This window comes from Endozoicomonas sp. ALE010 (assembly GCF_049310165.1).
Classification (GTDB): Bacteria; Pseudomonadota; Gammaproteobacteria; order Pseudomonadales; family Endozoicomonadaceae; genus Endozoicomonas.
In genome coordinates, this window is sequence record NZ_JBLYNV010000031.1 from 1 (window position 1) to 23,969 (window position 23,969).

29 protein-coding genes and 4 tRNA genes are annotated in these 23,969 nt (G+C 51.1%); 19 read left to right on the forward strand and 14 right to left on the reverse strand.

The window, feature by feature from the left end:
- Nucleotides 1–75: 75 nt before the first annotated feature.
- Genes ACO6UY_RS13705 through ACO6UY_RS13725 form a run of 5 tightly spaced genes read right to left on the reverse strand, consistent with a single transcriptional unit; the run spans nt 76 to nt 2,929 of the window.
- Nucleotides 76–318, reverse strand: a complete 243-nt coding sequence (locus ACO6UY_RS13705; RefSeq protein WP_422490269.1) for a DNA cytosine methyltransferase — start codon at nt 316–318, stop codon at nt 76–78.
- Between the two features lie 15 nt (nt 319–333).
- Complete coding sequence (locus ACO6UY_RS13710) at nt 334–882, reverse strand: DUF1367 family protein (RefSeq protein ID WP_422490271.1); 549 nt, start codon at nt 880–882, stop codon at nt 334–336.
- A 19-nt stretch (nt 883–901) separates the two neighbouring features.
- The gene (locus ACO6UY_RS13715) at nt 902–1,462 is read right to left on the reverse strand and encodes a hypothetical protein (RefSeq protein ID WP_257263945.1); all 561 of its coding nucleotides are present in this window, start codon (nt 1,460–1,462) and stop codon (nt 902–904) included.
- Entirely contained in the window at nt 1,413–2,615 is a 1,203-nt protein-coding gene (locus ACO6UY_RS13720) for a hypothetical protein (protein WP_422490274.1), read from the reverse strand. Before ACO6UY_RS13720 ends, ACO6UY_RS13715 begins: the two co-directional genes overlap by 50 nt.
- The gene (locus ACO6UY_RS13725; RefSeq protein ID WP_422490276.1) at nt 2,612–2,929 is read right to left on the reverse strand and encodes a hypothetical protein; all 318 of its coding nucleotides are present in this window, start codon (nt 2,927–2,929) and stop codon (nt 2,612–2,614) included. Before ACO6UY_RS13725 ends, ACO6UY_RS13720 begins: the two co-directional genes overlap by 4 nt.
- A gap of 268 nt (nt 2,930–3,197) precedes the next feature.
- Between ACO6UY_RS13725 and ACO6UY_RS13730 the strand changes: the two genes are divergently transcribed.
- The gene (locus tag ACO6UY_RS13730) at nt 3,198–3,827 is read left to right on the forward strand and encodes a helix-turn-helix domain-containing protein (protein WP_422490278.1); all 630 of its coding nucleotides are present in this window, start codon (nt 3,198–3,200) and stop codon (nt 3,825–3,827) included.
- On the opposite strand, the gene ACO6UY_RS13735 is transcribed toward ACO6UY_RS13730, so the two are convergent.
- Nucleotides 3,822–4,298, reverse strand: a complete 477-nt coding sequence (locus ACO6UY_RS13735) for a RusA family crossover junction endodeoxyribonuclease (RefSeq protein WP_422461967.1) — start codon at nt 4,296–4,298, stop codon at nt 3,822–3,824. The genes ACO6UY_RS13730 and ACO6UY_RS13735 overlap by 6 nt on opposite strands.
- A gap of 184 nt (nt 4,299–4,482) precedes the next feature.
- Between ACO6UY_RS13735 and ACO6UY_RS13740 the strand changes: the two genes are divergently transcribed.
- Genes ACO6UY_RS13740 through ACO6UY_RS13780 form a run of 9 tightly spaced genes read left to right on the forward strand, consistent with a single transcriptional unit; the run spans nt 4,483 to nt 10,932 of the window.
- Nucleotides 4,483–4,815: a hypothetical protein gene (locus tag ACO6UY_RS13740; RefSeq protein WP_422461965.1), complete on the forward strand. Its 333-nt coding sequence runs from the start codon at nt 4,483–4,485 to the stop codon at nt 4,813–4,815.
- Nucleotides 4,784–5,185, forward strand: coding sequence for a hypothetical protein (locus tag ACO6UY_RS13745; RefSeq protein ID WP_422461963.1), 402 nt, complete (start codon nt 4,784–4,786; stop codon nt 5,183–5,185). Before ACO6UY_RS13740 ends, ACO6UY_RS13745 begins: the two co-directional genes overlap by 32 nt.
- Entirely contained in the window at nt 5,175–5,957 is a 783-nt protein-coding gene (locus tag ACO6UY_RS13750) for an ERF family protein (RefSeq protein ID WP_422490280.1), read from the forward strand. Before ACO6UY_RS13745 ends, ACO6UY_RS13750 begins: the two co-directional genes overlap by 11 nt.
- The gene (locus tag ACO6UY_RS13755; RefSeq protein WP_422490282.1) at nt 5,958–7,517 is read left to right on the forward strand and encodes a YqaJ viral recombinase family protein; all 1,560 of its coding nucleotides are present in this window, start codon (nt 5,958–5,960) and stop codon (nt 7,515–7,517) included.
- Nucleotides 7,517–8,008, forward strand: a complete 492-nt coding sequence (locus ACO6UY_RS13760) for a single-stranded DNA-binding protein (protein ID WP_269672013.1) — start codon at nt 7,517–7,519, stop codon at nt 8,006–8,008. The genes ACO6UY_RS13755 and ACO6UY_RS13760 overlap by 1 nt, the downstream gene beginning before the upstream one ends.
- Before the next feature lie 26 nt (nt 8,009–8,034).
- Complete coding sequence (locus tag ACO6UY_RS13765; RefSeq protein ID WP_422490287.1) at nt 8,035–8,355, forward strand: hypothetical protein; 321 nt, start codon at nt 8,035–8,037, stop codon at nt 8,353–8,355.
- A 40-nt stretch (nt 8,356–8,395) separates the two neighbouring features.
- Nucleotides 8,396–9,649 (forward strand): Rha family transcriptional regulator, encoded by a 1,254-nt coding sequence (locus tag ACO6UY_RS13770; protein WP_422461951.1) that lies wholly within the window; start codon nt 8,396–8,398, stop codon nt 9,647–9,649.
- Between the two features lie 12 nt (nt 9,650–9,661).
- Nucleotides 9,662–9,868, forward strand: a complete 207-nt coding sequence (locus ACO6UY_RS13775; protein ID WP_101746061.1) for a DUF4224 domain-containing protein — start codon at nt 9,662–9,664, stop codon at nt 9,866–9,868.
- An 11-nt stretch (nt 9,869–9,879) separates the two neighbouring features.
- On the forward strand, nt 9,880–10,932 hold the full coding sequence (locus ACO6UY_RS13780; RefSeq protein WP_422490289.1) for a tyrosine-type recombinase/integrase: 1,053 nt from the start codon (nt 9,880–9,882) through the stop codon (nt 10,930–10,932).
- Nucleotides 10,933–11,018: 86 nt separating this feature from the next.
- Here the strand turns inward: ACO6UY_RS13780 and ACO6UY_RS13785 are convergent.
- From ACO6UY_RS13785 to ACO6UY_RS13805, 5 genes are all read right to left on the reverse strand, one after another.
- Nucleotides 11,019–11,105 (reverse strand) — tRNA-Leu (locus ACO6UY_RS13785).
- 33 nt (nt 11,106–11,138) lie between these two features.
- Nucleotides 11,139–11,225: transfer RNA gene (locus ACO6UY_RS13790), tRNA-Leu, on the reverse strand.
- Between the two features lie 167 nt (nt 11,226–11,392).
- On the reverse strand, nt 11,393–11,752 hold the full coding sequence (locus tag ACO6UY_RS13795) for a helicase (protein WP_422490291.1): 360 nt from the start codon (nt 11,750–11,752) through the stop codon (nt 11,393–11,395).
- Nucleotides 11,753–11,924: 172 nt separating this feature from the next.
- A complete protein-coding gene (locus ACO6UY_RS13800; RefSeq protein WP_163371979.1) occupies nt 11,925–12,197 on the reverse strand; it encodes an HU family DNA-binding protein in 273 nt (90 codons plus the stop codon).
- Between the two features lie 202 nt (nt 12,198–12,399).
- On the reverse strand, nt 12,400–12,567 hold the full coding sequence (locus tag ACO6UY_RS13805; protein ID WP_422447956.1) for a rubredoxin: 168 nt from the start codon (nt 12,565–12,567) through the stop codon (nt 12,400–12,402).
- A gap of 141 nt (nt 12,568–12,708) precedes the next feature.
- On the opposite strand from ACO6UY_RS13805, the gene ACO6UY_RS13810 reads away from it, so the two are divergent.
- The 6 genes from ACO6UY_RS13810 to ACO6UY_RS13835 all read left to right on the forward strand — a co-directional run bounded on the left by ACO6UY_RS13810 (nt 12,709) and on the right by ACO6UY_RS13835 (nt 18,811).
- Nucleotides 12,709–14,391 carry an ABC transporter ATP-binding protein gene (locus tag ACO6UY_RS13810; RefSeq protein WP_422447831.1) on the forward strand — a complete coding sequence of 561 codons (1,683 nt, stop codon included), beginning with the start codon at nt 12,709–12,711 and terminating at the stop codon, nt 14,389–14,391.
- Nucleotides 14,391–15,491 (forward strand): ABC transporter permease, encoded by a 1,101-nt coding sequence (locus ACO6UY_RS13815; RefSeq protein ID WP_422490293.1) that lies wholly within the window; start codon nt 14,391–14,393, stop codon nt 15,489–15,491. The genes ACO6UY_RS13810 and ACO6UY_RS13815 overlap by 1 nt, the downstream gene beginning before the upstream one ends.
- Nucleotides 15,491–16,417, forward strand: coding sequence for an ABC transporter permease (locus ACO6UY_RS13820; protein WP_422490294.1), 927 nt, complete (start codon nt 15,491–15,493; stop codon nt 16,415–16,417). The genes ACO6UY_RS13815 and ACO6UY_RS13820 overlap by 1 nt, the downstream gene beginning before the upstream one ends.
- 87 nt (nt 16,418–16,504) lie before the next feature.
- Nucleotides 16,505–17,590, forward strand: coding sequence for a BMP family ABC transporter substrate-binding protein (locus tag ACO6UY_RS13825; RefSeq protein ID WP_269672022.1), 1,086 nt, complete (start codon nt 16,505–16,507; stop codon nt 17,588–17,590).
- 11 nt (nt 17,591–17,601) lie between these two features.
- Nucleotides 17,602–18,186, forward strand: a complete 585-nt coding sequence (locus ACO6UY_RS13830) for a chorismate--pyruvate lyase family protein (RefSeq protein ID WP_422490296.1) — start codon at nt 17,602–17,604, stop codon at nt 18,184–18,186.
- A 58-nt stretch (nt 18,187–18,244) separates the two neighbouring features.
- Nucleotides 18,245–18,811 carry an ISAzo13-like element transposase-related protein gene (locus tag ACO6UY_RS13835; protein ID WP_422447954.1) on the forward strand — a complete coding sequence of 189 codons (567 nt, stop codon included), beginning with the start codon at nt 18,245–18,247 and terminating at the stop codon, nt 18,809–18,811.
- Nucleotides 18,812–18,915: 104 nt separating this feature from the next.
- Here the strand turns inward: ACO6UY_RS13835 and ACO6UY_RS13840 are convergent, their stop codons facing one another.
- Nucleotides 18,916–20,094 carry a serpin family protein gene (locus ACO6UY_RS13840; protein WP_422447823.1) on the reverse strand — a complete coding sequence of 393 codons (1,179 nt, stop codon included), beginning with the start codon at nt 20,092–20,094 and terminating at the stop codon, nt 18,916–18,918.
- A gap of 256 nt (nt 20,095–20,350) precedes the next feature.
- On the opposite strand from ACO6UY_RS13840, the gene ACO6UY_RS13845 reads away from it, so the two are divergent.
- The 3 genes from ACO6UY_RS13845 to ACO6UY_RS13855 all read left to right on the forward strand — a co-directional run bounded on the left by ACO6UY_RS13845 (nt 20,351) and on the right by ACO6UY_RS13855 (nt 21,669).
- On the forward strand, nt 20,351–21,319 hold the full coding sequence (locus ACO6UY_RS13845; protein WP_422490298.1) for an MBL fold metallo-hydrolase: 969 nt from the start codon (nt 20,351–20,353) through the stop codon (nt 21,317–21,319).
- Nucleotides 21,320–21,481: 162 nt separating this feature from the next.
- A tRNA-Phe gene (locus ACO6UY_RS13850) sits at nt 21,482–21,557 on the forward strand.
- Between the two features lie 36 nt (nt 21,558–21,593).
- Nucleotides 21,594–21,669, forward strand: a tRNA-Phe gene (locus ACO6UY_RS13855).
- Between the two features lie 459 nt (nt 21,670–22,128).
- Here ACO6UY_RS13855 and ACO6UY_RS13860 read toward each other — a convergent pair.
- Together ACO6UY_RS13860 and ACO6UY_RS13865 are read right to left on the reverse strand one after the other, a co-directional pair.
- Nucleotides 22,129–22,401, reverse strand: a complete 273-nt coding sequence (locus ACO6UY_RS13860; RefSeq protein ID WP_422447819.1) for an oxidative damage protection protein — start codon at nt 22,399–22,401, stop codon at nt 22,129–22,131.
- 76 nt (nt 22,402–22,477) lie between these two features.
- Nucleotides 22,478–23,956 carry a protein adenylyltransferase SelO gene (locus ACO6UY_RS13865; protein WP_422447817.1) on the reverse strand — a complete coding sequence of 493 codons (1,479 nt, stop codon included), beginning with the start codon at nt 23,954–23,956 and terminating at the stop codon, nt 22,478–22,480.
- Nucleotides 23,957–23,969: the final 13 nt, after the last annotated feature.

A 23,969-nucleotide genomic window follows, 5' to 3' on the forward strand; every position in this document is an offset into this window, starting at 1 on the left:
CTATCTTGATTACGTGAGCCCTGTGGACTTTGAGCAACAGGAATTCAGTAAAGCGGCTTAATCAGGTGTCCATTTTTACTTGACCACTACATCCTGGCAGGGGCTGCCAAACACTACCAGATCGATAGGGCCGAGTTGCTTGATCATGGCTTCCGTGATATCCGTCACGCTGCCAAGGTTGGGTACATCGGGGTAGTGGTGTTCCAGTACGGCACAGGGGAACGGTTCGATTTCAGCAAAACCCACTGGCATCCACCCCAACGGGTGCCAGGCAACCGTCGCCGCTTCAATCCCCGAAAATAACGACAGGTATCTCATGCATTCCCTTCCTCCCTACGCAAAGTTGATCAACCTTTCCACCAAGGCTTCCACCTTGTGCCGACTCCAGCCCCGCCCCGGATGAAGCACATACTGGAGCAACACATCCACCGCTGTGGAGTACAACAGTTCAAAATTCTCCTGACTCATGCTGGCAAACTTCAGGCTTCTGGCACGAACCCGTACACCTCCATCCGGGTAACCAATCACGTCATAGAATCCGGCTTTCACGGTCACCCAGCGGCGAAACTCATCGAAGTTTTTCTCTGGCGTGAACCAATGATCCGTTCCTTCCATCCGGTATGGCTGCGGTTCAAAGTAATCAAAGCCCAGCTTCAGCAGGGCAAAGAACTTGCGGTGAAAATGTGGATTACGGGCTTTACGAAACTCTGCCCGAATCACCTGCCCGGTCTTCAGCTGCTGAACGAATCGCTGGTCATCGTCGGATACCGGCACCAGCACCTGCGCCGAGACTTTCTGCAACGCCAGCTCCGCCATCAGATCGCCTCCACAAAGTGCCAGCAGAGCACCATCACCAGCACAACCCAGACCACCGCCAGCCAAACACCATCCCTGAGCCTGTTCATGGGAACATGCCCATCAGTCTCTGCCGAGCGGCCTGCCCATCCAGCGGGTCAATGCCCTGTTCAGCCATGCTTTCCCTGACCAGCTGATTCGAGTGGATGGCCGGATCAAACTGGTGTTCGATGGCAAGCTGATCTTCCAACGGAAGCCCTTGGCATTCACGGTTAACCAGTTCTTGATAGGCCGCTCCAAACTTGCGCTTCACGTTCCGGCACTCCTCTGCATTCCCTGCGGTTCTCAGCTCATGCCAACCCGCCTCACGCCCGGCGAGATAAACCGCCCGGTGGCTCCAGCCGTGGTGACTCGGTTGTCCGGAATACTCATTGGCTTCCTGCCAGGCTTTCGCCAGCGCTGGCAAACCCAATTCTTCCGGCAGTGGCAGGCAGAGCTTGCGAAACTCCGGCGCTGTCGGAGGCCATTCGCCACCGGCCAGTCGTACACGGTTGAGACCTATTTCCAGCTGGGCAGGGTGTAACCCGTTCAGCGTTCTCTGCCACTCGCCGTTGCGATCAGCCAGACCGTAGGCACTGGTCCACTTCTGGCCGAACAGGGCCGTCATGGTCGAAAACAGAGTCACCAGATCTTTCCGGCTCAACGTCGTAGATATTCCCTCCGCTGAAGGCTTCCGTCCCGCTGAAGGCTCCTGTTCTTTCCGGTTGGAGGATATGGGCGTTGGCCTGTTCGACCTGTTCAACCAGGCTGAGTTTTCCAGAATTTCGCTGCCGGGCTTCATAGTTCACCATCCATGGATTGCTGGCGTTATCGGGGTTGTTCAGGTAGGTCGTGGTGGTCTTCACGTACTGGGTACCCGTTGCTCCGGTTTCGTCGCAGTAACGGGCGTAGTTCAGGATGTTGGCCAACAGGTCGTCAGAGGAGTGTCCTTCCCGTAGCCGGGTTTTGTAATGGCCAAAGGTTTTGGTCTTGCTGCCCTTGTCACCTTCACGTTTCGGGTACTGGCTCCACCACTCTTCGAAGGATTCAGAGAAATCAGCCTTGCCCGATTTGGCTTTTGCCGCAGTCGCACCAGTCGTGCTCCCGACACTTGGTGGCACTTCCTCCGTCCTGGAGGTCGCACCAGTCGTGCTCCCGGCACTTGATGGCACTTCCCCCGTCCTGGGGGTCGTGCGATCGTCAGATCGGACACATGTCTTGTAAATATTTCTCTTATTCTCTTCTTCTCTATTTCTCTTATTCTCTGGGCGAACTTTTTCCTCACTGTTCGCTAACGGTTCGCTAACCGGTTCCGAACGCTTAGTGAACTTACTCCGAACCTGTTCTATCAAACGGCGAGTTTCACTGCCCCCCTTGAAACTACTGGCCTTCAGCAGTTCACCACTCACCAGATTGGTGAACATAGGGAGATCATTTGACAGGCTTTCCGGCAGATTCAGCAGTAACCGAAGCCTTGCCTCCATCTGTTTGACATTCTCGGCCCGGTTATGCGCCATGAATTTATTGATGCAGATAAAATCCGTTTTCGCCGACACACTCAGAAACCGGTTCGCTAACAGTTCGCTAACGGTTATTTCAACGGTCTCTGCATCCCACTTCAGGTCACCCATAATATAAGCGCGGGGTAAGCTGAAAATGCCGATCATATTCCCGTGCTTGCAGGTCAGCAGGTAGGCAGCCAATAACTTGCCCTGATCACTGAGTTCCTCATGACGCATGGTGTCCCAGAACTGGCTCTCGATTTTCCCAAACGTTTTCACTGACCACCTCCAGGCTTTGGCGCTTCTTTTGGAAAATACCTTGCCGCCTGCTGGGCATTCTTCTGATTCAGGCTCATCCACTTTTTCAGAAAGATCACCACATTTTTGGCCTCACCTGGCTGGTCCCAGCGATCGATCATGTAGTGAAACGCTTTCAACAACTGTTCGCCCACATCGATATCCGGATTTTCCCAACACAACTCTCCATAGAGTGTTGCCGAGGTTGGCATGGCGGGCTGTCCTGCCAGTGGCCACAGAATGTCCTGCCAGCATTGTGGCTGGTCGGGGATGCCCAGCTTGTCGGTATGGATCATTGGGTACCTCCTGCGGGGCGAACGAAGAGGTTGGCTGGTGCTCTGGACTGAGCACGAGGTTGGGATTGACTCATCAGTTCTTTCCTTGAGAATTAGTTTTTATCGTTAGATCCTTGCTTTTGCAAAGACAATCGAAAGAATACGTTGCTTTTAGATTACTTGTAAATAGCCAACCTCATCCAAAGCGAACACTCGCCCTTAATTAATGGCTTCCAGCTGTGTACTATTTTGCTTATGGATAATGGAATAACAGCGATTGGAAAAGAACGTGACGAACTGGACAGATCGGGTCAAAAGCAAAGCGAAAGAACAAAATCTGAAAAATGTCGATATTGCCCGCGCCGTGGGTTGTACGGAAGGGACATTCAGTTTGTGGATGAGTGGTGCCCGGAACCCGAAGCTGAATAACAAAATCGCCATCGCTGAATTTCTTGGCGTTTCCATTGACTGGTTGGAGACCGGCGAAGAGCTGCCAGATCCGAAAACCCTACCCTACATCAGCCTGGATGAGGCGATCGCTTTCTTTGATGAACTCGATGAAAGACGACAGCAGATGATCTCGGAGTCGGCCATCTGCATTATTGAATCGGATCACAAGAGTTTCCTGTTACGGTTGGAAAACGACACCATGGTCAACCAGACCCCATCCGATACGGCGATCAGCATCCCCAAAGGTGCCAAAGTTCAGGTGGATACTGTGATTACCCCGGAGCCCGGGAAAATCCTGCTGATAGAACACGACGGTGAACTTTCACTCCGCCAGTGGCAACCGATCAGCAAGTCACAACACAGTCTGCGATTCATCAATCGGCTGTACGGCAATTTCGATCTTAACTACGCGGGAGATATCAAGGATATCTACAAGGGCACAGCCGTCGGTGTCAGCTTCCTGTTATAGCGGCCAGCCAATCACCAGCACACCGGGCTGCTGTCCATAGACCTTGATGCAGCGGCCATCGACAATTTGCTTGTCATCTTCCCACAGAATCCCGTTCAGGGCATCACAGTAGAGTTTGGCTACATTGTCAAAGTCCGGCTTCACCGCCGGACGAACCAACCCGGCCTGCGCCTGTCCGTTTTTCTTTTTTGACCAGCTTGCCGGGATCGGGAAGACCGCCACTACCAAAACCCCCACTGGCCCCGCCAGCATTTTTTCCGTTTTCTGCCTTGCCGCCCATCGAACCTCATGTTCCGCCCGCCGGGTGCCCGCTGGTGTGTAGCATTTGCCTCGACGGGTGAACCGGGGGCGCCCTTTGCTTCTGGGTATTGAATTAACAAAAGCAATGACATTTTCGGTATTCCTCTGATTATTTATCGCCACCTGCAAAGTCACTGGTAAACACTGAATCCACTGCTCAACGTTATCCATCCCTGGCTCCGTTCGATAACACAAGGCATTTCAGCTGATAACGGCAGCCAAAGCCTTCAATCCATAAAAACTATCAATACTCAAAAGCTAATATAAATATATTATAACTTATCATCTGCAAAGTTTATCTTTGCAGATATATAAATATAAAAAGCGTTTAAATTTACAAAAATAAGGAATCTTTATGGACGCAGTTACCCGCGATCTCAACCGGCACCTCAATGCCACTGACGACAGGGAAGCCCTCGAAGAGACCATTGAGTCCGAGCTGGAACGGATTGAAGCTCATATTCAGGAACAGATCGAAGATCACAAGCCCATCATCATCGCGGGATTCGGTGTTTTAACTCCCGGCAGCTTCCTGACCTTTCTCACCCTGGAAGAATTTCACCCGATGCAGGGCTACCGCTGGCTGGCCGTGAAGCAGCTGGTGCATGACTGCAACGACGAAAACACCCGCCTTTCTGGCTGGGATGTCATCAACTATGCGAGCAAACGAGGTTATTGCCGTGGTTAATCAAATAAAGACTGAAGAAGTAAACCGCCTGGAAGAACCGGTCATCACCGGGATCAGCGACTGGCTAAACATCAATCAGTACACCTACGACTACGGCAAGGTATGCATCCTGAAAGATCGCATTGCCAGCAACATCACGCCGGATATGACGGTGCTCCAGATCTATCGGGTCATCAGGGATGAAATCACCGCATGGCGTAAGGATCCGAAAACGGCAGATGCCGTGATCGTTGATTTCCGTGCCTGGTGTGAGCTGCATCGCACACTATCCAGTGCATTGGAAAAGAGTTTCCGGATGGAAATTGCCGACCAGGTGCTGGCCGTCAGAAACCGCATTCACCGGGACGAGGCTCTTCGCCATGCCAGCTAAAAAGAAAACCGAACTGATTGAATCCGCTGACGTATTGCCTGTGGATAAGTCAGCAACTGCATTGTCCGAAGTGGGACAAATCATGCAATCCGCCATTGCCCAGAATGCCAGCATCGACACACTGGAAAGGGTAATGAGCCTGTACGAACAGAGCCAGGCCATTGTTGCACGACAACAGTTTAACGAAGCCTTTTCCCGCTTTCAGCAAGAGATGCCAGTGGTTAAAAAGAACAAGACCGCAGCCTTTAACACCAATAATGGCGGTCGCATGGAGTACTCCTACGCCTCCATTGATGATGTGGTTGCTGCGGTTCAGCCGGTTCTTCACCGCTACGGACTGAGCTACTGGTTTGAGCAACAGCAGAATGGGCCAAACATCACCATCACCTGCAATCTGACCCATGTATCCGGCCACACCATCTGTAACACGGCCACGGGTCCTATGGATAACACCGGTAAAAAAAGCGTCCTGCAACAGATCGGTTCTACCGTGACTTATCTGAAACGTCAGACTCTGGTCGGGATTCTTGGCGTGGCCTGCACCGATGATGACACCGATGGTTATGTGCCCGATATGAAAGACTCGGCCCAGCCACCGGTTAAAAACCATTACCCCGATGCAGACTTCAAGCGCCTGTTACCAGAATGGCGGGCATCCATTGAGTCCGGCCAACAGAGTGCAGATCGGATAATCCGCAAAATAAATTCCAAAGCTCCAGCCACCCCACAACAAGTACAACAACTTAAAGCCATCCAACCACGAGGCCATTAAATGGACATTCTCGATATTCAACAGGGTACGCCTGAATGGCTTGCCCTGCGTCAGAACTATTTCACCGCCAGCGAGGCACCGGCCATGATGGGCGACAGTCCGTTTCTCAGTCGTGACCAGCTGCTGCATCAAAAGAAAACAGGCAGTACCCCAGAGGTAAACGAATTTCAGCAAAAGAAATTCGATGCCGGGCATCAGGCCGAAGCAGAAGCCCGACCGTTGGTAGAAAAAATAGTCGGAGCGGACCTGTTTCCAGCCACCGGCGTCACCATCATCGACGGTTTACCACTACTGGCCAGCTTCGACGGACTGACCATGATGGAAGACCTGGTCTTTGAGCACAAACTCTGGAATGAAAAGCTGGTTGCCCAGATTGAAGGGGAAGGCATTGAACCTGCCTATTACTGGCAGTTAGAACAACAGTTGCTGGTTAGCGGCGCCGAACGGGTATTGCTTGTCTGCTCTGATGGTACCTCCGCCAAGCTGCGCTATGTCTATTACGAATCCCACGACTATCGTCGTGAGGCCCTGATCGCCGGATGGAAACAGTTCCAGGAAGATCTGCTGAATTTCGAGCCGGACACACCTGTACAGGTACTGGAAGGCGAAGTAATTCAGGACACCACGGCACTGGTGGTTCAGCTGGATGGATCCGTGATTGATTCCAACCTGCACCTGCTGGAAGAACAGATCTTCAAACGCATTGATTCCGTCAAATCGGCACTGGTTACCGATCAGGATTTTGCTGATGCCGAATCGGCGGTGAAGTTTTTCAAAAAGACGGAAACAAAGCTGAAGGACGGCAAAGAGACTGCACTTGCCCAGGTACCGGATATCGCCCGTCTCTTCACCCGCATCGACCACCTGACCGAGGCCATGGCTACTAAACGCAAGTCTCTGGATAAGCAGGTCAAGCATCAGAAGCAGCACATCAAAGACAGCATCGTACTGAAAGCCGTCACCACCCTGGAAAAAGAACGTCAGGTGATTAATACCGAACTTACTCCCGGCTGGATCGCTGCAGTGGTTACACCTGCTGATTTTCAGGAGGTGATCAAGGGTAAAAAGAACGTATCCAGCATGCAGTCTGCGGTAAATGACCGGCTGGCACAGGCTCGGATCGAACAGAAGCAGCAGGCACAGGACGTAAAAAACAATCTGGCGATATACCGAAAAATGGCAGCTGATAAGGACTACCTGTTTCCGGATCTGGATGTGCTTCTTCATAAAGAGCAGTCCGACCTGATGGCCATTATTGAACTGCGGCTGAATCAGGAAGCCAGGCAGAAGGTAGCTGACAAAGAACCCGAACCGGTAACAGAACCTGAAAACGCCGAAGACCAACCGGACCTGCTTTACACCGATGGAGAGGTCACCGAAGAGATCCTGACCGACGATATCTACGCCATGGAAAAGTGGCTTGGAAAAGGCTCACTGGACTGCTATCGCTTTGACCACCACGGCAACGAATACCGCATCGAACTGATCATCCGTCGTGCCGCACTAATCACCCCAGCTCAACAACTCTCTCTAAAACCAGAAGAAAAGGAGACCGCCTGATGGCCGCATCCCTGAACCGCGTCACCCTTATTGGAAGGCTGGGTAAAGACCCGGACTGCAAAGCCACCGCCAATGGCAATGCCGTAACCCTTCTTTCCATCGCCACGGAAGAGAGCTGGAAAAAAGATGGCCAGAAACAGACCCGTACCGAATGGCACCGGGTAGTACTGTACGGCAAACCTGCTGAACTGGCCGCTCAGTATCTGGCCAAAGGCCACAGAGTCATGATCGAAGGTCAACTCCAGACCCGTAAATGGCAGGACCAGAATGGTCAGGATCGCTATCAGACCGAAGTCGTGTACAGCGGGTACAACGGCAAGCTGCTATTTCTGGAAAAGAACCCCAATGCTCAGCAGGCACAGCCTCAGAACTATCAGTCACAACCAGGCACACATCAGAACCAGTACGCCAATGCCCGGGATGGTGCTCATGCTCCCCAGCCCATGCAGACACAACAATATGACTCCTACGACGACTCCATCCCATTTTAAAGGAGCTTGTGTTAATGAAAGCCGGAATGAGCCCACTCACACCCGATGATCTGGCCCTGGCCATAGAGATAAAACAGAAGCAGACCGCTGGTCTTAGCTCGGAAAAGGAGGAAAAGGAACTGGCAAGAAAAGTCATGCTGGCTGACCGGATCGGTGACGAAATGGAAGGCCTGCAGCTGAATGCAGAAACCGTACTGATTGAAATGACGACGCTGATTGTGGCCATCACCGTAGGTATTCACAGCCCCCAGGCGCGAGATCAGGCGATGCTGGTCACTGGGCTGATCCTGCAACGAATCAGGGATATCAATCAGGACCCTGTCGTAAAGAGCAGTGCCATCCACTGAAACACCATAACAAGACCATAACCAGAAAAGGGAATTGAAAATGGCCGCAAACACTCTTCATCAAAATGGTAAGAGCATGAAAGGAATCAATATAAACACCCCCCATACTCCCATCAAGCCCTCTTCCAGCCAGTATGGATTTATTCCAGACAATGCCGTGACCAGAACAGAAATGGTTATGTCCAGTCGGGAGATTGCCAAGGTGCTGGACAAGGAGCATAAAAATGTCAAAAGAGACATTGAAGTCATGCTGAGCAAGCTTGGAATGGGTACGCTCAAATTTGAGCATACCTACGTCAACCCGCAGAACAAGCAGGAATACACTGAATATCAGTTACCCAGGTTTGAGTTCGAAGTGCTGATCACCGGATACGATGTTAAGCGTCGGGCGGCGGTTATCAATCGATGGTATGAACTGGAATCCGGACAATCTAAACCCCTTGCCCCTCTTATCCAGGAACCACAGCTTGACCCCCATCAACTGCTGGAAATCAATATGGACACCAGCCTGAAAGCCATATCCTTTGTTAAAGAATACGGCTTTAAAGGCAATCAGGCCATGCTGGCAGCAGACCGACTGGTGAAAAGCCAGATCAACTTTTCACCACTGGAAGCCATGGGCCAGAAACAACTGGTGGCACCTGTCCAGGCCATGACGTTTACCCCAACCCAGCTCGGGCAGATGATGGAACCACCACAAGATCCCCGTCAGGTAAACAAGTTACTGGAATCGGCAGGACTTCAAATCAAAATCGATAGCCTGTGGGTACCCACCGATCAGGGCCAGCCTCTGTGTGAAATCCTTGATACCGGCAAAGCCCATAACAACGGTACGCCAGTAAAACAGGTGAAGTGGTATCAAAACGTACTGGATCGCTTGCAACCGGCTCTCCCCGACGAATCTAAAACTGAATCGATCGATCAGGATAGCCGCTATGCTGATCCTGCGCCTGAATCGGAAATAGTTGGCTCTGATACCGATGAAGAGCCAGTACAAAGAAAACAAAAACGCAAACGCAACCGCTACGAACTGGATGATTACTTCTCCCTGGTGGAGCTGGGCGAATTTATTGGTCGCAGCCGTCAGCATGTGGTGGAGGTACTGGAAAAGCACCGGCTCATCAAATGGATCGGTCAGGGTAAAAAAGGCAAGTACCTGCTCACCGAAAAGGGCTGGCAGTATGGTCTGATGTACGACCCTTCCGAGATCTGCTTTCACAACCGGAACAGTAAGCGACTGACCACCAGCAATGCCCAGCCGGTGTTGGGGTACGACATCCTGAAATTTTTTTAATGGAAATGCGACATGGATGCGCTGATTTCCCAGCCTGACCTGATGGCGTGGTCAGGCATTAAGCAAAAAGCGGCGCTGGTCAAATGGATGGTTCAAAACCGGATACCGTTTTACTACGGACGTAATGGCGAAGTGGTCACCACCTACGCCGCCATTAACCAGCCATTGATCGGCACAGAGATACAACAACCCAAAAAACAACCACTCAAATTCCTGTAGGAGATGTATTGATGGGAAGACCACGCAATAAAGAGAATGCTCAATTGCCGGATGGCGTTTACCGAAGCAAAGGGCGTTTCATTTATAAGCCTTACCATGGCCGGGTTGGTCAAAAGAATGTGTACGGTGCTGAAATCGTTCTGGGTCCGGAAACCATGGCCATGTCCAAACTCTACATGGCCATTGAGAACCTGGAGAAAAGTTCCGACCAGACATTGGGCTGGCTGCTGGATGAATGTCTGGAGTCCCGAAAACTCAGAAGCCAGAGCAAGGATTGGCAGTACAACAAAAGGCTGTATACCCCCAAGGTGAAAAACTTCCCCGTGGAAGGGTATGGCACTTTCGGTAAAGTACCGCTGGCGCTGATCACCCCACCATCATTGAACCGGTTCTATGAAAAATTTTCCGACAAACCGGGCGCCGTCGCCAATGCCCGCAAACTGATCTCCAGTGCATGGAGCTGGGGAAGAAGCCATCTTGAAGGGGTACCACCTAACCCATCGCTGGATTGCGAAGCACTGCCAAGACCAAACCGGCAAGATGTGTACGTCAGCGATGAAGACTACGCCTGCGTTTACTATCTGGCCAATCCCTTCTGGAAAGCCATGATGGAGTTTGCCTACATCTGCCGGGCAAGACGTTCCGAGCTGATCAATATGAAGCGGGACCAGCTGCTGGAGAAAGGCATACAGCTGAAACGGGTCAAAGGCTCACTGGATGAAATCACCCTCTGGACCCCACGCCTGAGAAAAGCACTCAAGCTTCTTGAAGATTACAACAACGGTGAGAAGTTTGAATATGTGTTCGGTGCGCCCAACGTAATCGCCAAAAAAGGCATTCAGATGTCACCGGGACAAAAGATGCATAAAAACACGCTGGACAGCCAGTGGCAGAAACTGATCAATCGAGCAGTGGATGAAGGGCTCATTGACGAGAAATGGCACTTCCACGATCTCAAGGCAAAGGGAGTCTCTGACCATGAAGGACTAGTCTCCGGCCACAAAACACTGGAAGCAAAGAAAATCTACATCCGGAAAACCCAGGAAGTACAGGGTACGAGATAACAAAAGGGAAGAGAGATGAGAGAAGATATCACCGGGCAGTTGTCCGGTTTTTTTTGCCGTCAATTACACGACATATCTTTGAGTATTGGTGCCCAGGAGAAGACTCGAACTTCCACAACCATACAGTTACCAGCACCTGAAGCTGGCGCGTCTACCAATTCCGCCACCTGGGCATATACGACAATTTACTACTTTTTAACGATGTTTGGTGCCCAGGAGAAGACTCGAACTTCCACGACCATACAGTCACTAGCACCTGAAGCTAGCGCGTCTACCAATTCCGCCACCTGGGCCTTGCCATCGCTGTCCAACATCTCAGCGATGCGGCGCATATTAGAGATCACTGGATGGACTGTCAACCACTTAACATCAGATTAACCAAAGATTATGGAAGCTACGTATCCAGCTATCGGTTATTCACCTCACACCCAATAGCAAGGCGTAAAGAGGGTGGAATTGACTATCTCTTCATGGCTCTGGTCATGGTTTGAAACCACATCACTTTACTGAGATCACCGGTTGCCACGATATTCTGCTCCTGGACACCCCGCATAAAGGCTTCCTGGGTATTTTTTGCCGTCAGGATTTCAAAGCCTTTAGTGGCACTGGAGAAAGAAAGCTCAAATGTTGGCTCGGTGGTGGTTCCGGCAACCGGGTAAACCTGTTTGTCTTTGACAATATAGTGCCGGGCGACACCGTCTTTACTGCTGAGCTGAAAGGTCAGGTCCTGGCCTTCCAGCGTCTTTTGAAATGAGGGGTTCTTTCGACTGGCACGTTTCATCATGAAACCCAGTGCCCATAACAACAATTTGAATTTCACTACTTCAGTCCCGAACTCTATATAAAAAAACACTTCCCCATGGCTCAGCTTGCAAAAGCTGGCAATGGAAAAATGCTTTCTGAGAGGTTGTGCAAACAGTATTTATGAAGATGGTGAAACCGGTAGCCGGTTTATCTGGCACATCAATCGCAGCTGGCCAGATAGAGAGCTATCAGTTTACGGCTTCTTTCAGGGCTTTGCCCGGCTTGAAAGCCACTGTCTTACTGGCCTTAATCTGGATGGTTTCGCCGGTTTGGGGATTTTTACCGGTACGGGCAGCACGGCTGCGCTGTTCAAAAGTACCAAAGCCAACAAGGTTGACAGAGTCTGCTGATTTCATGGCACTGGTGATGGCTTCAAGAATGGCATTGAGCGCCAGGGAAGCCTTGTCCTTGCTGATATCCGCTTCGTCAGCGATGACATTGACCAGATCGGGTTTACGCATAGGAAATACACTCCGTTTTGTTTTTCTTGTTTCTTCCCTTGAATCAAGGGTTTCTCGCTTCCTGAGCAAGGACAGCAGCAGCTCTTGACTACAGGTGTATGGCTCACAGACAAAAACAGACTAAAACACAGCCGCTCTCAGGGCAATAGTCTGAACCAACTGTTTGTGGGATTTTTGTCAGAAATCCGGGTTTTTCGATCATTCAACCCACTTCCATCATCTCAAAGTCAGATTTGCTGGCTCCACAATCCGGGCAGAGCCAGTCCTCCGGAACATCCTCCCAGGCCGTTCCGGCAGGTATGCCATCGTCAGGCCAGCCGACAGACTCATCATAGACAAAACCACAGACAATACACTGCCACTTTTTCATCATTCTCTCCGGTTCATACATGCTAACTGTTGTTTGTTTCTGGTATGCTTTGTGCTTTTGAAATCACCCCAAATGCTCAACAGGTCAATCTGTAAACAAAGATTCACCAAGAAGAATAAATATACGTTATCAGAGATCATCATGCCCGCAAGTCACGAGCCGGAATCCAGCCGTTCACACCGCCTGGACAGCAAAGGCACTGTTTTTGACAACCGCAGCGGTGAAGAGCGCTGCTACCGTATTCGCTGTGCAGGAATCACCAAAGTGTATCCGGGTGTTGTTGCCAATGATCAGGTAAGCCTGGCCATCCGGCCTGGCGAAATCCATGCGCTGCTGGGCGAAAATGGTGCAGGCAAAAGTACCTTGATGAAAATCATCTATGGCGTGACGCAACCAGACAGCGGACATATCTGGTTTGATGGCCAGCAGCACACCCTGAAATCGCCAGCCCATGCAAGACGCCTTGGCATCGGCATGGTATTCCAGCACTTCTCATTGTTTGAAACCTTAACCGTGGTGGAAAACATTGCGCTCTCTTTTTACGGGAAGGCGATGGATAAAAGAGCAGCAGGCCAGCTGAAGGATCTGGCCCGACGCATCGAGGAAATCTCCAGCCATTACGGTATGCCCATTGACCCTCATCGTCATGTGCACAGTTTATCCACCGGAGAGCGCCAGCGGGTTGAGATCATCCGCTGCCTGGTACAAGACATTAGCCTGTTGATTCTGGATGAGCCCACCTCAGTGCTGACACCACAGGAAGTCAGCAGTTTGTTTGTCACCTTGAAAAAGCTGGCCGCTGAAGGCTGCAGTCTGCTGTTTATCAGCCATAAGCTTCAGGAAGTTAAAGCCCTGTGTGATAGCGCCACGGTACTGAGACACGGAAAGATTGCCGGAACCTGTGATCCGAAAACCACCAGCACTGAGGATATGGCCAGTATGATGGTGGGCAGCCAGACGACACTGGGTCAGCGCTACAGTTTTTCCACCAATAAGAATGACGATAAACGCCTCGTCGTCAGAGGGCTGACGGAAGCGGCACTGGGTGACTTTGGCACCCCATTGCATGACATCCATTTTTCGGTAAAACCCGGGGAAATTCTTGGCATCGCCGGTGTAGCGGGCAATGGCCAGAAAGAATTAATTCAGCTGCTCAGCGGGGAGAGACTGGCTACCTCACCGGACTTTATCACGCTGGATAACCAGCCCATTGGCCAGCTAACCCCCGGTAAACGACGACGCCTGGGCATGGCCGTCGTGCCGGAAGAGCGCCTGGGTCGGGGAGCGGTGCCCGACATGTCGCTGTCAGATAATGGCCTGCTCACTGGCTTTTTACAAAACCTGGTGTCCGGGGGATTTTTAAGACAGCGACGAATTCACGGATTTGCCAACAACGTTATCAGTCGCTTTCGTGTAAAAGCCCACGGCAACTCAGCGGATGCCAAAAGCCTGTCCGGCGGTAATTTGCAGAAGTTCATTATTGGCCGTGAAATTTTACAGAATCCCAAACTGCTGATCTGTGCCAGCCCGACCTGGGGCGTTGATGTTGGTGCCGCCAACCTGATCCATCAGTCCCTGATTGATCTGCGGGACAAGGGCACGGCCATCGTCGTGCTTTCTGAAGACCTGGATGAACTGTTCCAGATTTCGGACCGAATTGGTGCACTCTGCCACGGCAAACTGTCGCCGGTGAAACCGGTCAGGGAAACCTCCATTAACGAAGTGGGTCAATGGATGGCCGGTGTGTTTGGTCATCCGGAAAAATCAGCCTCAGCACCGATGGCAATGGAACCTGACAGACAGGCAAAGGAGTATACCCCCTGATGAAGATTGCCATTGAAAGAAGGCCGCAAGACTCCAGCCTGATGAAATATCTGTCCCCCGTTCTGGCGGTGTTGCTCACCCTGATGGCCGGGAGTGTGATTTTTGCCATGCAGGGGCAGAACCCGTGGACCGGTTTATATACCTTCTTCATTCTGCCCATCAGCGATAGCTATGGCCTGTCCGAGCTGGGTGTCAAAGCCGCCCCCATACTGCTCTGCGCCATGGGGCTGGCGGTGTGTTTTCGAGCCAATATCTGGAACATTGGCGCGGAAGGACAGTTACTGATGGGGGCTCTGATGGGCAGCTGGGCCGCCCTGAGCTGGATGGATTCGGAAGGTTTCTGGGTGCTCCCCGCGGTACTGATAACCGGCGCTGTGGCCGGTTTACTCTGGGCCTTGATCCCTGCGGTGCTGAGGAATCATTTCAATACCAATGAAATCCTCACCACCATTATGTTGAACTATATTGCCCTGAATCTGCTGCTCTATGCCGTGCACGGCCCCCTGAAAGATCCCCATGGTTTTAACTTCCCGGAATCCGCACTGTTTACCGATGCGGTCACGCTGCCACTGTTGCTGGAAGGAACCCGCCTGCATATTGGTCTGGCCTTCGGACTGCTGGCCGGGGTGTGCATTTGGGTATTGATGACCAGGACCTTCCTGGGCTTTCAGCTGAAGGTCATTGGTCTGGATGCCAGTGCCGGGCACTTTGCCGGTTTCCGTGAGCGCCGTCTGGTGTATTTCAGCCTGTTGCTGTGCGGTGCTTTGGCCGGGCTTGCTGGTATCTCGGAAGTCAGTGGCCCGATTGGTCAGCTGGTGCCATCGGTCTCCCCCGGCTACGGTTATGCGGCCATTATTGTTGCCTTTCTTGGTCGCCTGCACCCTATTGGTATTTTACTGGCCAGCCTGCTGATGGCGCTGGTTTATATGGGGGGCGAGATGGGTCAGATTGATCTTGGCCTGCCGCTGGCCATGGGCAGTCTGTTTCAGGGGATGTTGCTGTTCTTTCTGCTGGCCTGTGATTTTCTGATCAGTTACCGCTTGAAAGTCTCTGCTCATCAACCCCCGGCTCAGGGACATCATGTAGGAGTCAACGGCTAATGGATATGGACCTGATCACTAACATTCTGTTTGCCATGGTTCGAACCGGTACGCCGCTGCTGCTGGTTGCTTTGGGGGAACTGGTGTGTGAAAAGAGCGGCGTGCTCAACCTGGGGCAGGAGGGCATGATGCTTATGGGCGCGGTGATCGGCTTTATTGCCGCACTCACCACAGGGAGCCTGATCTTCGGGGTGATGATGAGTCTGCTGGTTGGCATGGCCATGGCCATGTTGTTTGGCCTGCTGGCGATCCAGTTGCGGGCCAATCAGGTGGCTACCGGCCTGGCCCTGACCATTTTTGGTGCAGGCCTGAGTGCTTATGTGGGCACTGACTACATCGGTCAGGCTTTGGCAGGCTTCCAGCCCATGTTGATCCCGCTGTTATCAGACATTCCGGTGCTGGGTAAAGCCCTGTTCAGTCAGGACATTCTGGTTTACTGCTCTCTGGGTATCGCGTTGGCTATCTGGCTGTTCTTCCGCTTCAGCCGCCCCGGCCTGATGGTGAAAGCCATCGGGGAAAGCCCATACTCAGCCACGGCTGTAGGCTTACCGGTAATACGGACCCGGTGGCTGGCGTTACTGTTTGGTGGTGCCATGGCGGGCCTCGGGGGGGCTTATCTGTCACTGGCCTATACGCCGCTGTGGGCAGAAGGCATGACCGCAGGGCGCGGCTGGATTGCCCTGGCCCTGGTGGTATTTGCCAGCTGGAAGGTAGAACGGGTCTTACTGGGGGCCTGGCTGTTTGGTTTGGCAAGCATTATGCATCTGGTACTGCAGGGGATGGGTGCCTCTATTTCATCCAATCTGCTGGCGACCCTGCCTTATCTGGCGACCATTGTGGTGCTGGTATTGCTATCAAGCAACCAGTCCAGAAGCCGGTTGCTGGCACCAATGTCCCTTGGCAAACCCTACCACCCGGCGGGGTAATCTTTAAAACAGTTCCAACCTGGCCTGACAGGGAACTCAGGCCATTAATCTAACGATAAAACAGACCTGTAAGGAGTTGATCATCCCATGAAATCCCTGATTAAAAAGGCCCTCGTCTCCGTGGCCACGGCCGGATTGATGACCCTGTCGACACTCTCGTCGGCGGTTGAAAAGCCGCTGAAAGTGGGCTTTGTCTATGTCGGCCCGGTGGGTGATGCCGGCTGGACCTATGGTCATGATGAAGGCCGACTGGAGATGGTTGAGAAGCTGGGCAAGAATATCGAAACCACTTATGTTGAGAGTGTCTCTGAAGGTGCCGATGCCGAGCGGGTCATCCGTAAGCTGGCACAGCAGGGACACGACCTGATCTTTACCACCTCGTTTGGCTACATGAACCCAACACTGAAAGTGGCCAAGCAATTTCCCAACGTTAAGTTCCAGCACGCCACGGGTTACAAGCGTGGCAAGAATGTTGGCACCTATTCCGCCCGCTTCTATGAAGGCCGTTACCTGACGGGCGTGATTGCCGGACATATGACCAAAAACAATGTGATTGGCTATGTGGGTTCATTCCCGATTCCTGAAGTGGTCCAGGGGATCAATGCCTTTACCCTCGGCCTGCGCAGTGTCAACCCGGATGCCACCGTGAAAGTGGTCTGGATTAACAGTTGGTACGACCCTGCCAAAGAGCGTGAAGCGGCTGAGTCACTGATTGCCCAGGGTGCCGACATCATCAACCAGCACACCGACTCACCCGCTCCGGTGCAGGCCGCCCAGGACAAAGGGGTATTTGCCTTTGGCTATGACACGGACATGACACGCTTTGGTCCCGATGCCCACCTGACCGGCAGCATGGTTCACTGGGGGGGCTTCTATACTGACACGGCCAAAGCAGTACTGGATAAGCAGTGGAAGGCAGAAGATGTATGGGGCGGCTTCTCCGCAGGCATGGTTGAAATGGCCCCTTATAACAAAGCCATTCCTGAAACCGTTGTTGCCCAGGTCGAAGCCTTCAAGACACAGATTGCCGATGGCACCTTCACCATTTTTGAAGGCCCCATCAAGGCACAGGATGGTTCCATTAAAGTTTCAGAGGGTACAAAGCTGAACGATGGTGATATTCTGTCCATGAACTGGTATGTGGAGGGCGTTGAAGGCTCTTTGCCTAACTGATCCCCACTTGATTGACAGATCCTGGAGTCATCGGCTCCAGGCAGGATGTACTGCCGATGCCCTTTGCTGACATGAACTGGCAACCCGCCCGGGATGCCAAAGCGATACCCAGCGCACTGCGTGAGATGATACTGGATCAACATTCGTTGACCCGACGGCTGAAACAAGCACACAACAACGATTTTTTTGTCCGGGTCATTTCCCATGATTGGCAGGAGCCGGATGCATCAGAGAAAGCCTTTCTTCATTGCGATGATCAGCGTGCCAGCATAAGAGAAGTCCTGCTGTTTGGCTCAGGTCAACCGGTGGTTTTTGCCCGCAGTGTGTTACCGGAGTCCAGTCTGTCCGGTGAGAATAGAGTACTTCTGGAACTGGAGGACAGGCCATTAGGTGAATATATTTTCAGTCAGCCCGGCCTGCGCCGTGGACCGATTGAAGTTGCCGATATCAAAGCCAGTGAATTTAACGCACACCTTGATGTGGAATTTACGGCAGAAATCGCCTGGGCCAGACGATCCCTGTTTTTTTTGCGGGATAAGCCTATTTCTGTTTGTGAGGTTTTTTTGCCTGAGCGTGAGAGCAGAGGGGCTGTCTGAGAATAGCGCCTGGTTACCTCCTGGTAGCATGTGAAGCGGCATTGCAGTATGCCAGTAAATTTTTTACTGCCAGCAAAAATATCGTTTCCCGCTTACTGCACAAGAATGGTTACCGGCGTCGGAAACCACAGAAAAAGCGAACCATGGGACAGCATGCCGAACTTCTGAGTTTGCCTGCGAAAGCGTTGAACTGTGGTGGAATGAAGAGGGGCAAAGGGGCTATCCGGGTCAGAATGAATTGCTCATGTTGTGTGACGGTGGTGGCAGTAACAGTGCGTCGGCATATATTTTCAAGGAAGATCTGCAGGCGCTGGCGAATCGTCTGGGTGTGGAGATCCGGATAGCGCACTATCCACCATACTGCTCTAAATACAACCCCGTTGAACACCGCTTGTTCCCACACGTGACACGCGCCTGTCAGGGCGTATCGCTGGAAAGCATTGAAACAGCGGCATACTACATGAGTAAAACAGAGACAACAGGACTTGCCGTAACTACCAGAATCATCGACAAGGTCTTTGAGGCTGGCCGGAAGTATGCGGCTGATTTCAAGGAGAAAATGACCATTCAGTTCGATAAAATTCTCCCAAAATGGAACTATAGAGCTATCCCTGAAGCTGGGTGAAATGAGGAAGTTATTTCGGGACTATTCCTTAATAAGCGCTTTGCTGATTATCTTACTTCTTACTGCCAGTTGGGAACGTGGCAGCAAGAAGTAAAAAAGGTTAATCAGCTCTTTCCGGGATGATTAATCTGGGCCATGCCAATAACCCTTGGGTCGTTGGAATTTTTATGGTTAATTATTGCCAGGTAGAATGGATGGTCAAATTTAAAGCGAAGAAGTTTTTCAGGAGGTATATGTAAATCGTATGAGAGTATAGATGACGCAGCAGCTACCGCCGCTCCATTTTCATCAACGTCCAATGCTGCTATATGTTTACCCTTGGCTTCAGCCTCTTCACATATTTTTGTAAATTGATAATTGAACTTGAACTTGGGCAGCGTTAGCACCGCGTGTTTACTTCCGGATTTGCCCAGGATAGTGGTGAGTCCACTTGACAAAACCTGGTTGAGATCTTCACTACCGGGATTCGTTTCCCCTTCTGGCGGTAAAACAAACACTGCTTTCATGCCCGATTCCATAACAGGAACAGCGACAAAGTCATAGTCTTTATTTTTTATGTGCTTAATGGGTTGTACACTTCCACTTTCCATCCACTGTATTTCTGAGTGGGTTGCATTTTCCCATGTCATTTCTGAACTCTCATTTTCATTCATCACTCTAAAAGGAAACTGCCATGAGACCTGTTGCAATAACCAGGTGACCAGTTGAAACGCCAGGTCTGGATTATCCAGGTCTTTTGCTTGCAGAAAATCAGTAATCAGGCCCTGGGTGTCTTTTGTTATTTGCTCATTGAGCTCTGCCGTGGCCTGTTCAGGTCCCTTGTGAAAAAAAGCTTCACTGGTTGTATGAGGAATCTGGGATTGTCTCAGAATTCCATCAATCTTTGGTCTTTTTGAAAAGACATGTATGCCTTCTTCGGTGCTTTTGATCAATGGTCGAGCTTGATGAAGCTCACCAATATCCCCTGCTTGATAAGGCTCACCAGTATCCCCTATAGAGTCCGCCATATATCTTAAATTGGTAGTGATCGCCTCTGATGTTGTGACCAGAGCAGGTGAGGTGACAATGTTAATTGATCGTTCGAATAATGTTAATTCTCTAACAAATTCCTGTACGTCATCGACAAGCCCCTTCAAATAGGGTTGGACATTGTTTGTTACTGATGTACCAGAATCTGGGGAATCAGCCGACTGTGTTGAGGATTGCGGGAGGGGTAAATCACTGTTGTCCCAGAACGTATTGGATGGAGCTCTGGGGTAGTCACTAGAGGGTAAATTATTCATATATATTCAAGCCTCCAATCGTAATATTTTTATCTGAACCAGCACATTATTTATAATCAAACATGGCAAGTTCTGACCGGTTAAATGATAGGAGGTATTTTTATTCTGTAAATAATTGTTTGAAAATTAAATGTCATTGTTATTTTTGCCAGATAGATGGTTGTTGTTGATTTTATTTGGCTATAGTGATCTCCAAATGATTTACTTAATTTTCTTTCAGGAAAAAATTCTTTTCTGAAATCGAAGGCTTAACAGGATGGCTAATAAAGCGTTTGCATCATCAAGAGATCTGGAACCCAAAAAAGAGACGCTTGAAGTGCTGGCAGAAGGTGTTTATGCCTTTACCGCTGAGGGGGATCCCAATGTCGGGGCCATTGAGGCAGAAGACTTCCTTATTGCTTTTGAGGCTCGGGCAACACCAACGGCGGCGTCCGACTGGTTACGGGAACTCAGAAGGCATACAACAAAGCCTGTTAAGTATCTGGTTTTGTCCCACTACCATGCAGTGCGCGTACTCGGTGCCGCCGCCTTCTCAGCCGAATCGATTATTGCCCATGAGAACACCCGGTTCCTGATTGAAGAGCGTGGTATGGAGGACTGGGGCAGTGAGTTTCGTCGAATGCCCAGGTTGTTCCGGGAGCCCGAAGGAATCCAGGGGCTGACCCATCCTGATATTGTGTTTAATGATCGATTAGAAATCCCGCTGGGTGGGCTTCGGGGAAGCCTGGTGCTGGAATACTGTGGACGGGGTCATACCGCCGGGGATATCTGTGCCTGGCTGCCCCGGCATAACATTCTGTTTGCGGGAGATCTTGTTGAGGCCCGGGCTGCACTTTACACCGGTGATGCTTTCCATTTCGACTGGTCCACCACCACGTTGGACAAGATAAAGGCTTACGGTGCTGAAACGTTGGTTGGTGGCCGGGGTGCAGTTGTCCACGGTCGGGATCATGTAGATGCCGCTATCGAGCAAAGTCGCACTTTCCTCAAGACCCTGATTGATCAGGTAGGGACCGTTTATAAAAACGGGGGAACGTCAACCGAAGCCTTTGCCGCATCCCATAAAAGCCTGGCCACCCGGTATGGTAACTGGCCCATTTTTGAGCACTGCTTGCCATTTGATGTTCAGCGCCTCTGGGATGAGTTTGCTGGTATCGACTGGCCGAGAATCTGGACTGCCGAGCGGGACCAGGCAGTTTGGGATCAACTGCATGGCGGATATTGAAGTTGGTATCAATAGAGAAATGTACACGGTTAATAAACGACGGGTTGATGATCCCCGGCTTGCATACTCACCGACTGACCATAAAAATTTATATATGACTTGACTCTCCAGGGTGAAATCCGTTTAATACGCCTCGCACATCGTTTTCGTTGTTTGAACAGCGCCTGGGTAGCTCAGTTGGTAGAGCAGCGGATTGAAAATCCGCGTGTCGGTGGTTCGATTCCGCCCCTAGGCACCACACTTAAATGATAAAAAATACATGTGCCAGAATTTAGCCTGGGTAGCTCAGTTGGTAGAGCAGCGGATTGAAAATCCGCGTGTCGGTGGTTCGATTCCGCCCCTAGGCACCATATAAAAAGCCTTGAGCCCTTGCTCAAGGCTTTTTTGTTATTGGAGTTCAAAAAAGCAAGTACAGCCAAACCTGACGACAGGTTTTGCTGTGTCAGGCGCAATGGTTGCACTGTGCAGCTCAACAAATAAGCAACGATTGATAAGCATCCATCGTCTTCTATATGCGCGTTATGTCTAGTACATGGTTTCAATGAGTTTGACGTGTACGATCTCCGTTCACCCTGAGCGGAGTCGAAGGGTGCTTGGCACGTTCTATCAGAGTCCGGAGTTTCCGCCTGTAGGCCCTATGGGTCCTTCGACAGCCTCAGGGCGAACGGAGTGCGGAGGCACGACAACCCGTCAAACTCATTGAAACCATGTACTAGAGTTATCTGAACAATAAACATGATCAAAGATTTTCCCATCAGCTGTTAAGGCATGCCAGCCCCTGAGGTTGGCTAAGAATAGCCAGCCGGGAGTTAGTTATCTTCCGGCACATAGCCTTCAGCGGCATCAATATCTTCGCCGGAGAAATATTTATCCATTTGTTCCATAAGATACTGCCGGGCTTCAGGTGCCAACAGGTTAAGATGCTTTTCATTGATCAGGCGGGTCTGGTGGGCCTGCCATTCAGTCCAGGCTTCCTGGGAAACATGCTCAAAGATCCACTGACCCTTTGGACCGGGTAATGGCGGAACAATGAGGCCTTCCGCTTCTTTTTTCAGTTTGACGCATTGAATCATTCTGGCCATTGTTATCTCACTGCTTCAGTTACTGTGGATTGAGGGTATCTTAACGGGAAAGCTACCTGATAAACATTCATTCCCTTCAGGAAGAGCAGCTGACTTCCAGTTTTTTGCCCCATTCAGGCGGTTGACCTGCATAGTGCTCAAAATCAGGGTGCTCATCGTAGGGCGAAACCAGTACGTTCATCAGGTTTTCAATTTCCTGGTAGTCCCCTTTCTCTGCCTTTTCGATCGCCTGTTGTGCCAGATAGTTTCTGAGAATGTATTTCGGGTTCACCTGTTTCATTCGTTTCTGGCGGTTCTGGTCATCCAGAGGGTTTCTCTTGAGCCTTTTCTTATAGCTATCCAGCCAGGGGGCGAGTGATGGGTGGTTAACTAACGGCTCCAGCTGGTTAACGGCTTGTTCTGAAGGAAAGCTGCTGAGGGTTCGGAAGAATAATGTGTAATCACAGTGACTGTCATGCAATAGCTGAAGGAGATCGCGAACCAGTTCTGCGTCTTCCTCCTCTTCTGCCACCAGCCCCAGTTTATCGAGCATCAGGCGGGTATAGGTTTGGGTGTAGATTTGTGGGTATTGATCCAGCGCTTTCTGGATTAACTCAACATCATCAAACAGGGGAACCAGTGCCTGGCCCAGCCTGCCACAGTTCCAGTAGCCAATGTCGGGTTGTTGGCTGAAGGCATAGCGACCGGAGTGGTCAGAGTGGTTGCAGATGTAGTGCCAGTTAAAATCGTCCATAAAACCATAGGGGCCATAATCAAACGTATCCCCGATAATGCTCATATTGTCGGTATTCATAACGCCGTGGGCAAAACCTGCAGCCTGCCACCGGGCAATTAAGGTTGCGGTACGATGAACGACTTCTGCATAAAACAGCTGATAGCCTTTGTCACTGCCCGCCACTGCTTTCATTCCTTCAAGATCATGAAAGTGGTGTTCAATGGTGTAATCAGCCAGCTCTTTTAAGGCTTCATATCGTTTGTTGTAAAAAAAATATTCAAAGTGGCCAAAGCGGATATGGCTTCTGGCCAGTCTGAGTAATGTTGAACCCGCTTCCCTGGTTTCCCGGTAAACCGGCGTATCACTGGTCACCACGCACAAAGCGCGGGTCGTCGGAATGCCCAGATGGTGGAGCGCTTCTGAGGCGAGATATTCCCGGATGCAGGAGCGCAGGACGGCTCTGCCATCACCAAATCGGGAGTAAGGGGTTGGCCCGGCCCCTTTAAGATGCAGGTCCCACTTTTCTCCCCGGGTATTGACCAGCTCTCCCAATAACAACCCTCTGCCATCACCCAGCTGGGGATTATAGGCACCAAACTGATGGCCGGAATACACCATGGCCAGTGGTTCTGAACCGGGCCATGCACGGTTTCCGGAACCGATTAATGTCAGTTTTTCCCGGGTTTTTCGGGTGTCTTCAAGGTTCAGCTGCTGGCCGGCTGATGGGCTGTAGGTCACTAGTCTCGGGTTCTCCAGGGGAGTTGGGCCCAGCCTTGTATAAAAGCATTCAGGCAGGCGTGAGAAGGTGTTGTTGAAGTGTCCGCCATCAAGGTTATTCATCCCTGTGGTGCTC

Bases quoted from the DNA above. Each gene is read 5' to 3' on its own strand.
- ACO6UY_RS13770 (WP_422461951.1), top strand. From the start codon at position 8,396: ATGGCCGCAAACACTCTTCATCAAAATGGTAAGAGCATGAAAGGAATC.
- ACO6UY_RS13775 (WP_101746061.1), top strand. From the start codon at position 9,662: ATGGATGCGCTGATTTCCCAGCCTGACCTGATGGCGTGGTCAGGCATT.
- ACO6UY_RS13705 (WP_422490269.1), bottom strand. From the start codon at position 318: ATGAGATACCTGTCGTTATTTTCGGGGATTGAAGCGGCGACGGTTGCC.
- ACO6UY_RS13780 (WP_422490289.1), top strand. From the start codon at position 9,880: ATGGGAAGACCACGCAATAAAGAGAATGCTCAATTGCCGGATGGCGTT.
- ACO6UY_RS13750 (WP_422490280.1), top strand. From the start codon at position 5,175: ATGCCAGCTAAAAAGAAAACCGAACTGATTGAATCCGCTGACGTATTG.
- ACO6UY_RS13860 (WP_422447819.1), bottom strand. From the start codon at position 22,401: ATGGCCAGAATGATTCAATGCGTCAAACTGAAAAAAGAAGCGGAAGGC.
- ACO6UY_RS13725 (WP_422490276.1), bottom strand. From the start codon at position 2,929: ATGATCCATACCGACAAGCTGGGCATCCCCGACCAGCCACAATGCTGG.
- ACO6UY_RS13765 (WP_422490287.1), top strand. From the start codon at position 8,035: ATGAGCCCACTCACACCCGATGATCTGGCCCTGGCCATAGAGATAAAA.
- ACO6UY_RS13735 (WP_422461967.1), bottom strand. From the start codon at position 4,298: ATGGATAACGTTGAGCAGTGGATTCAGTGTTTACCAGTGACTTTGCAG.
- ACO6UY_RS13865 (WP_422447817.1), bottom strand. From the start codon at position 23,956: ATGAATAACCTTGATGGCGGACACTTCAACAACACCTTCTCACGCCTG.
- ACO6UY_RS13760 (WP_269672013.1), top strand. From the start codon at position 7,517: ATGGCCGCATCCCTGAACCGCGTCACCCTTATTGGAAGGCTGGGTAAA.
- ACO6UY_RS13840 (WP_422447823.1), bottom strand. From the start codon at position 20,094: ATGAATAATTTACCCTCTAGTGACTACCCCAGAGCTCCATCCAATACG.
- ACO6UY_RS13820 (WP_422490294.1), top strand. From the start codon at position 15,491: ATGGATATGGACCTGATCACTAACATTCTGTTTGCCATGGTTCGAACC.
- ACO6UY_RS13815 (WP_422490293.1), top strand. From the start codon at position 14,391: ATGAAGATTGCCATTGAAAGAAGGCCGCAAGACTCCAGCCTGATGAAA.
- ACO6UY_RS13800 (WP_163371979.1), bottom strand. From the start codon at position 12,197: ATGCGTAAACCCGATCTGGTCAATGTCATCGCTGACGAAGCGGATATC.
- ACO6UY_RS13810 (WP_422447831.1), top strand. From the start codon at position 12,709: ATGCCCGCAAGTCACGAGCCGGAATCCAGCCGTTCACACCGCCTGGAC.
- ACO6UY_RS13715 (WP_257263945.1), bottom strand. From the start codon at position 1,462: ATGACGGCCCTGTTCGGCCAGAAGTGGACCAGTGCCTACGGTCTGGCT.
- ACO6UY_RS13740 (WP_422461965.1), top strand. From the start codon at position 4,483: ATGGACGCAGTTACCCGCGATCTCAACCGGCACCTCAATGCCACTGAC.
- ACO6UY_RS13755 (WP_422490282.1), top strand. From the start codon at position 5,958: ATGGACATTCTCGATATTCAACAGGGTACGCCTGAATGGCTTGCCCTG.
- ACO6UY_RS13745 (WP_422461963.1), top strand. From the start codon at position 4,784: ATGCGAGCAAACGAGGTTATTGCCGTGGTTAATCAAATAAAGACTGAA.
- ACO6UY_RS13805 (WP_422447956.1), bottom strand. From the start codon at position 12,567: ATGAAAAAGTGGCAGTGTATTGTCTGTGGTTTTGTCTATGATGAGTCT.
- ACO6UY_RS13825 (WP_269672022.1), top strand. From the start codon at position 16,505: ATGAAATCCCTGATTAAAAAGGCCCTCGTCTCCGTGGCCACGGCCGGA.
- ACO6UY_RS13845 (WP_422490298.1), top strand. From the start codon at position 20,351: ATGGCTAATAAAGCGTTTGCATCATCAAGAGATCTGGAACCCAAAAAA.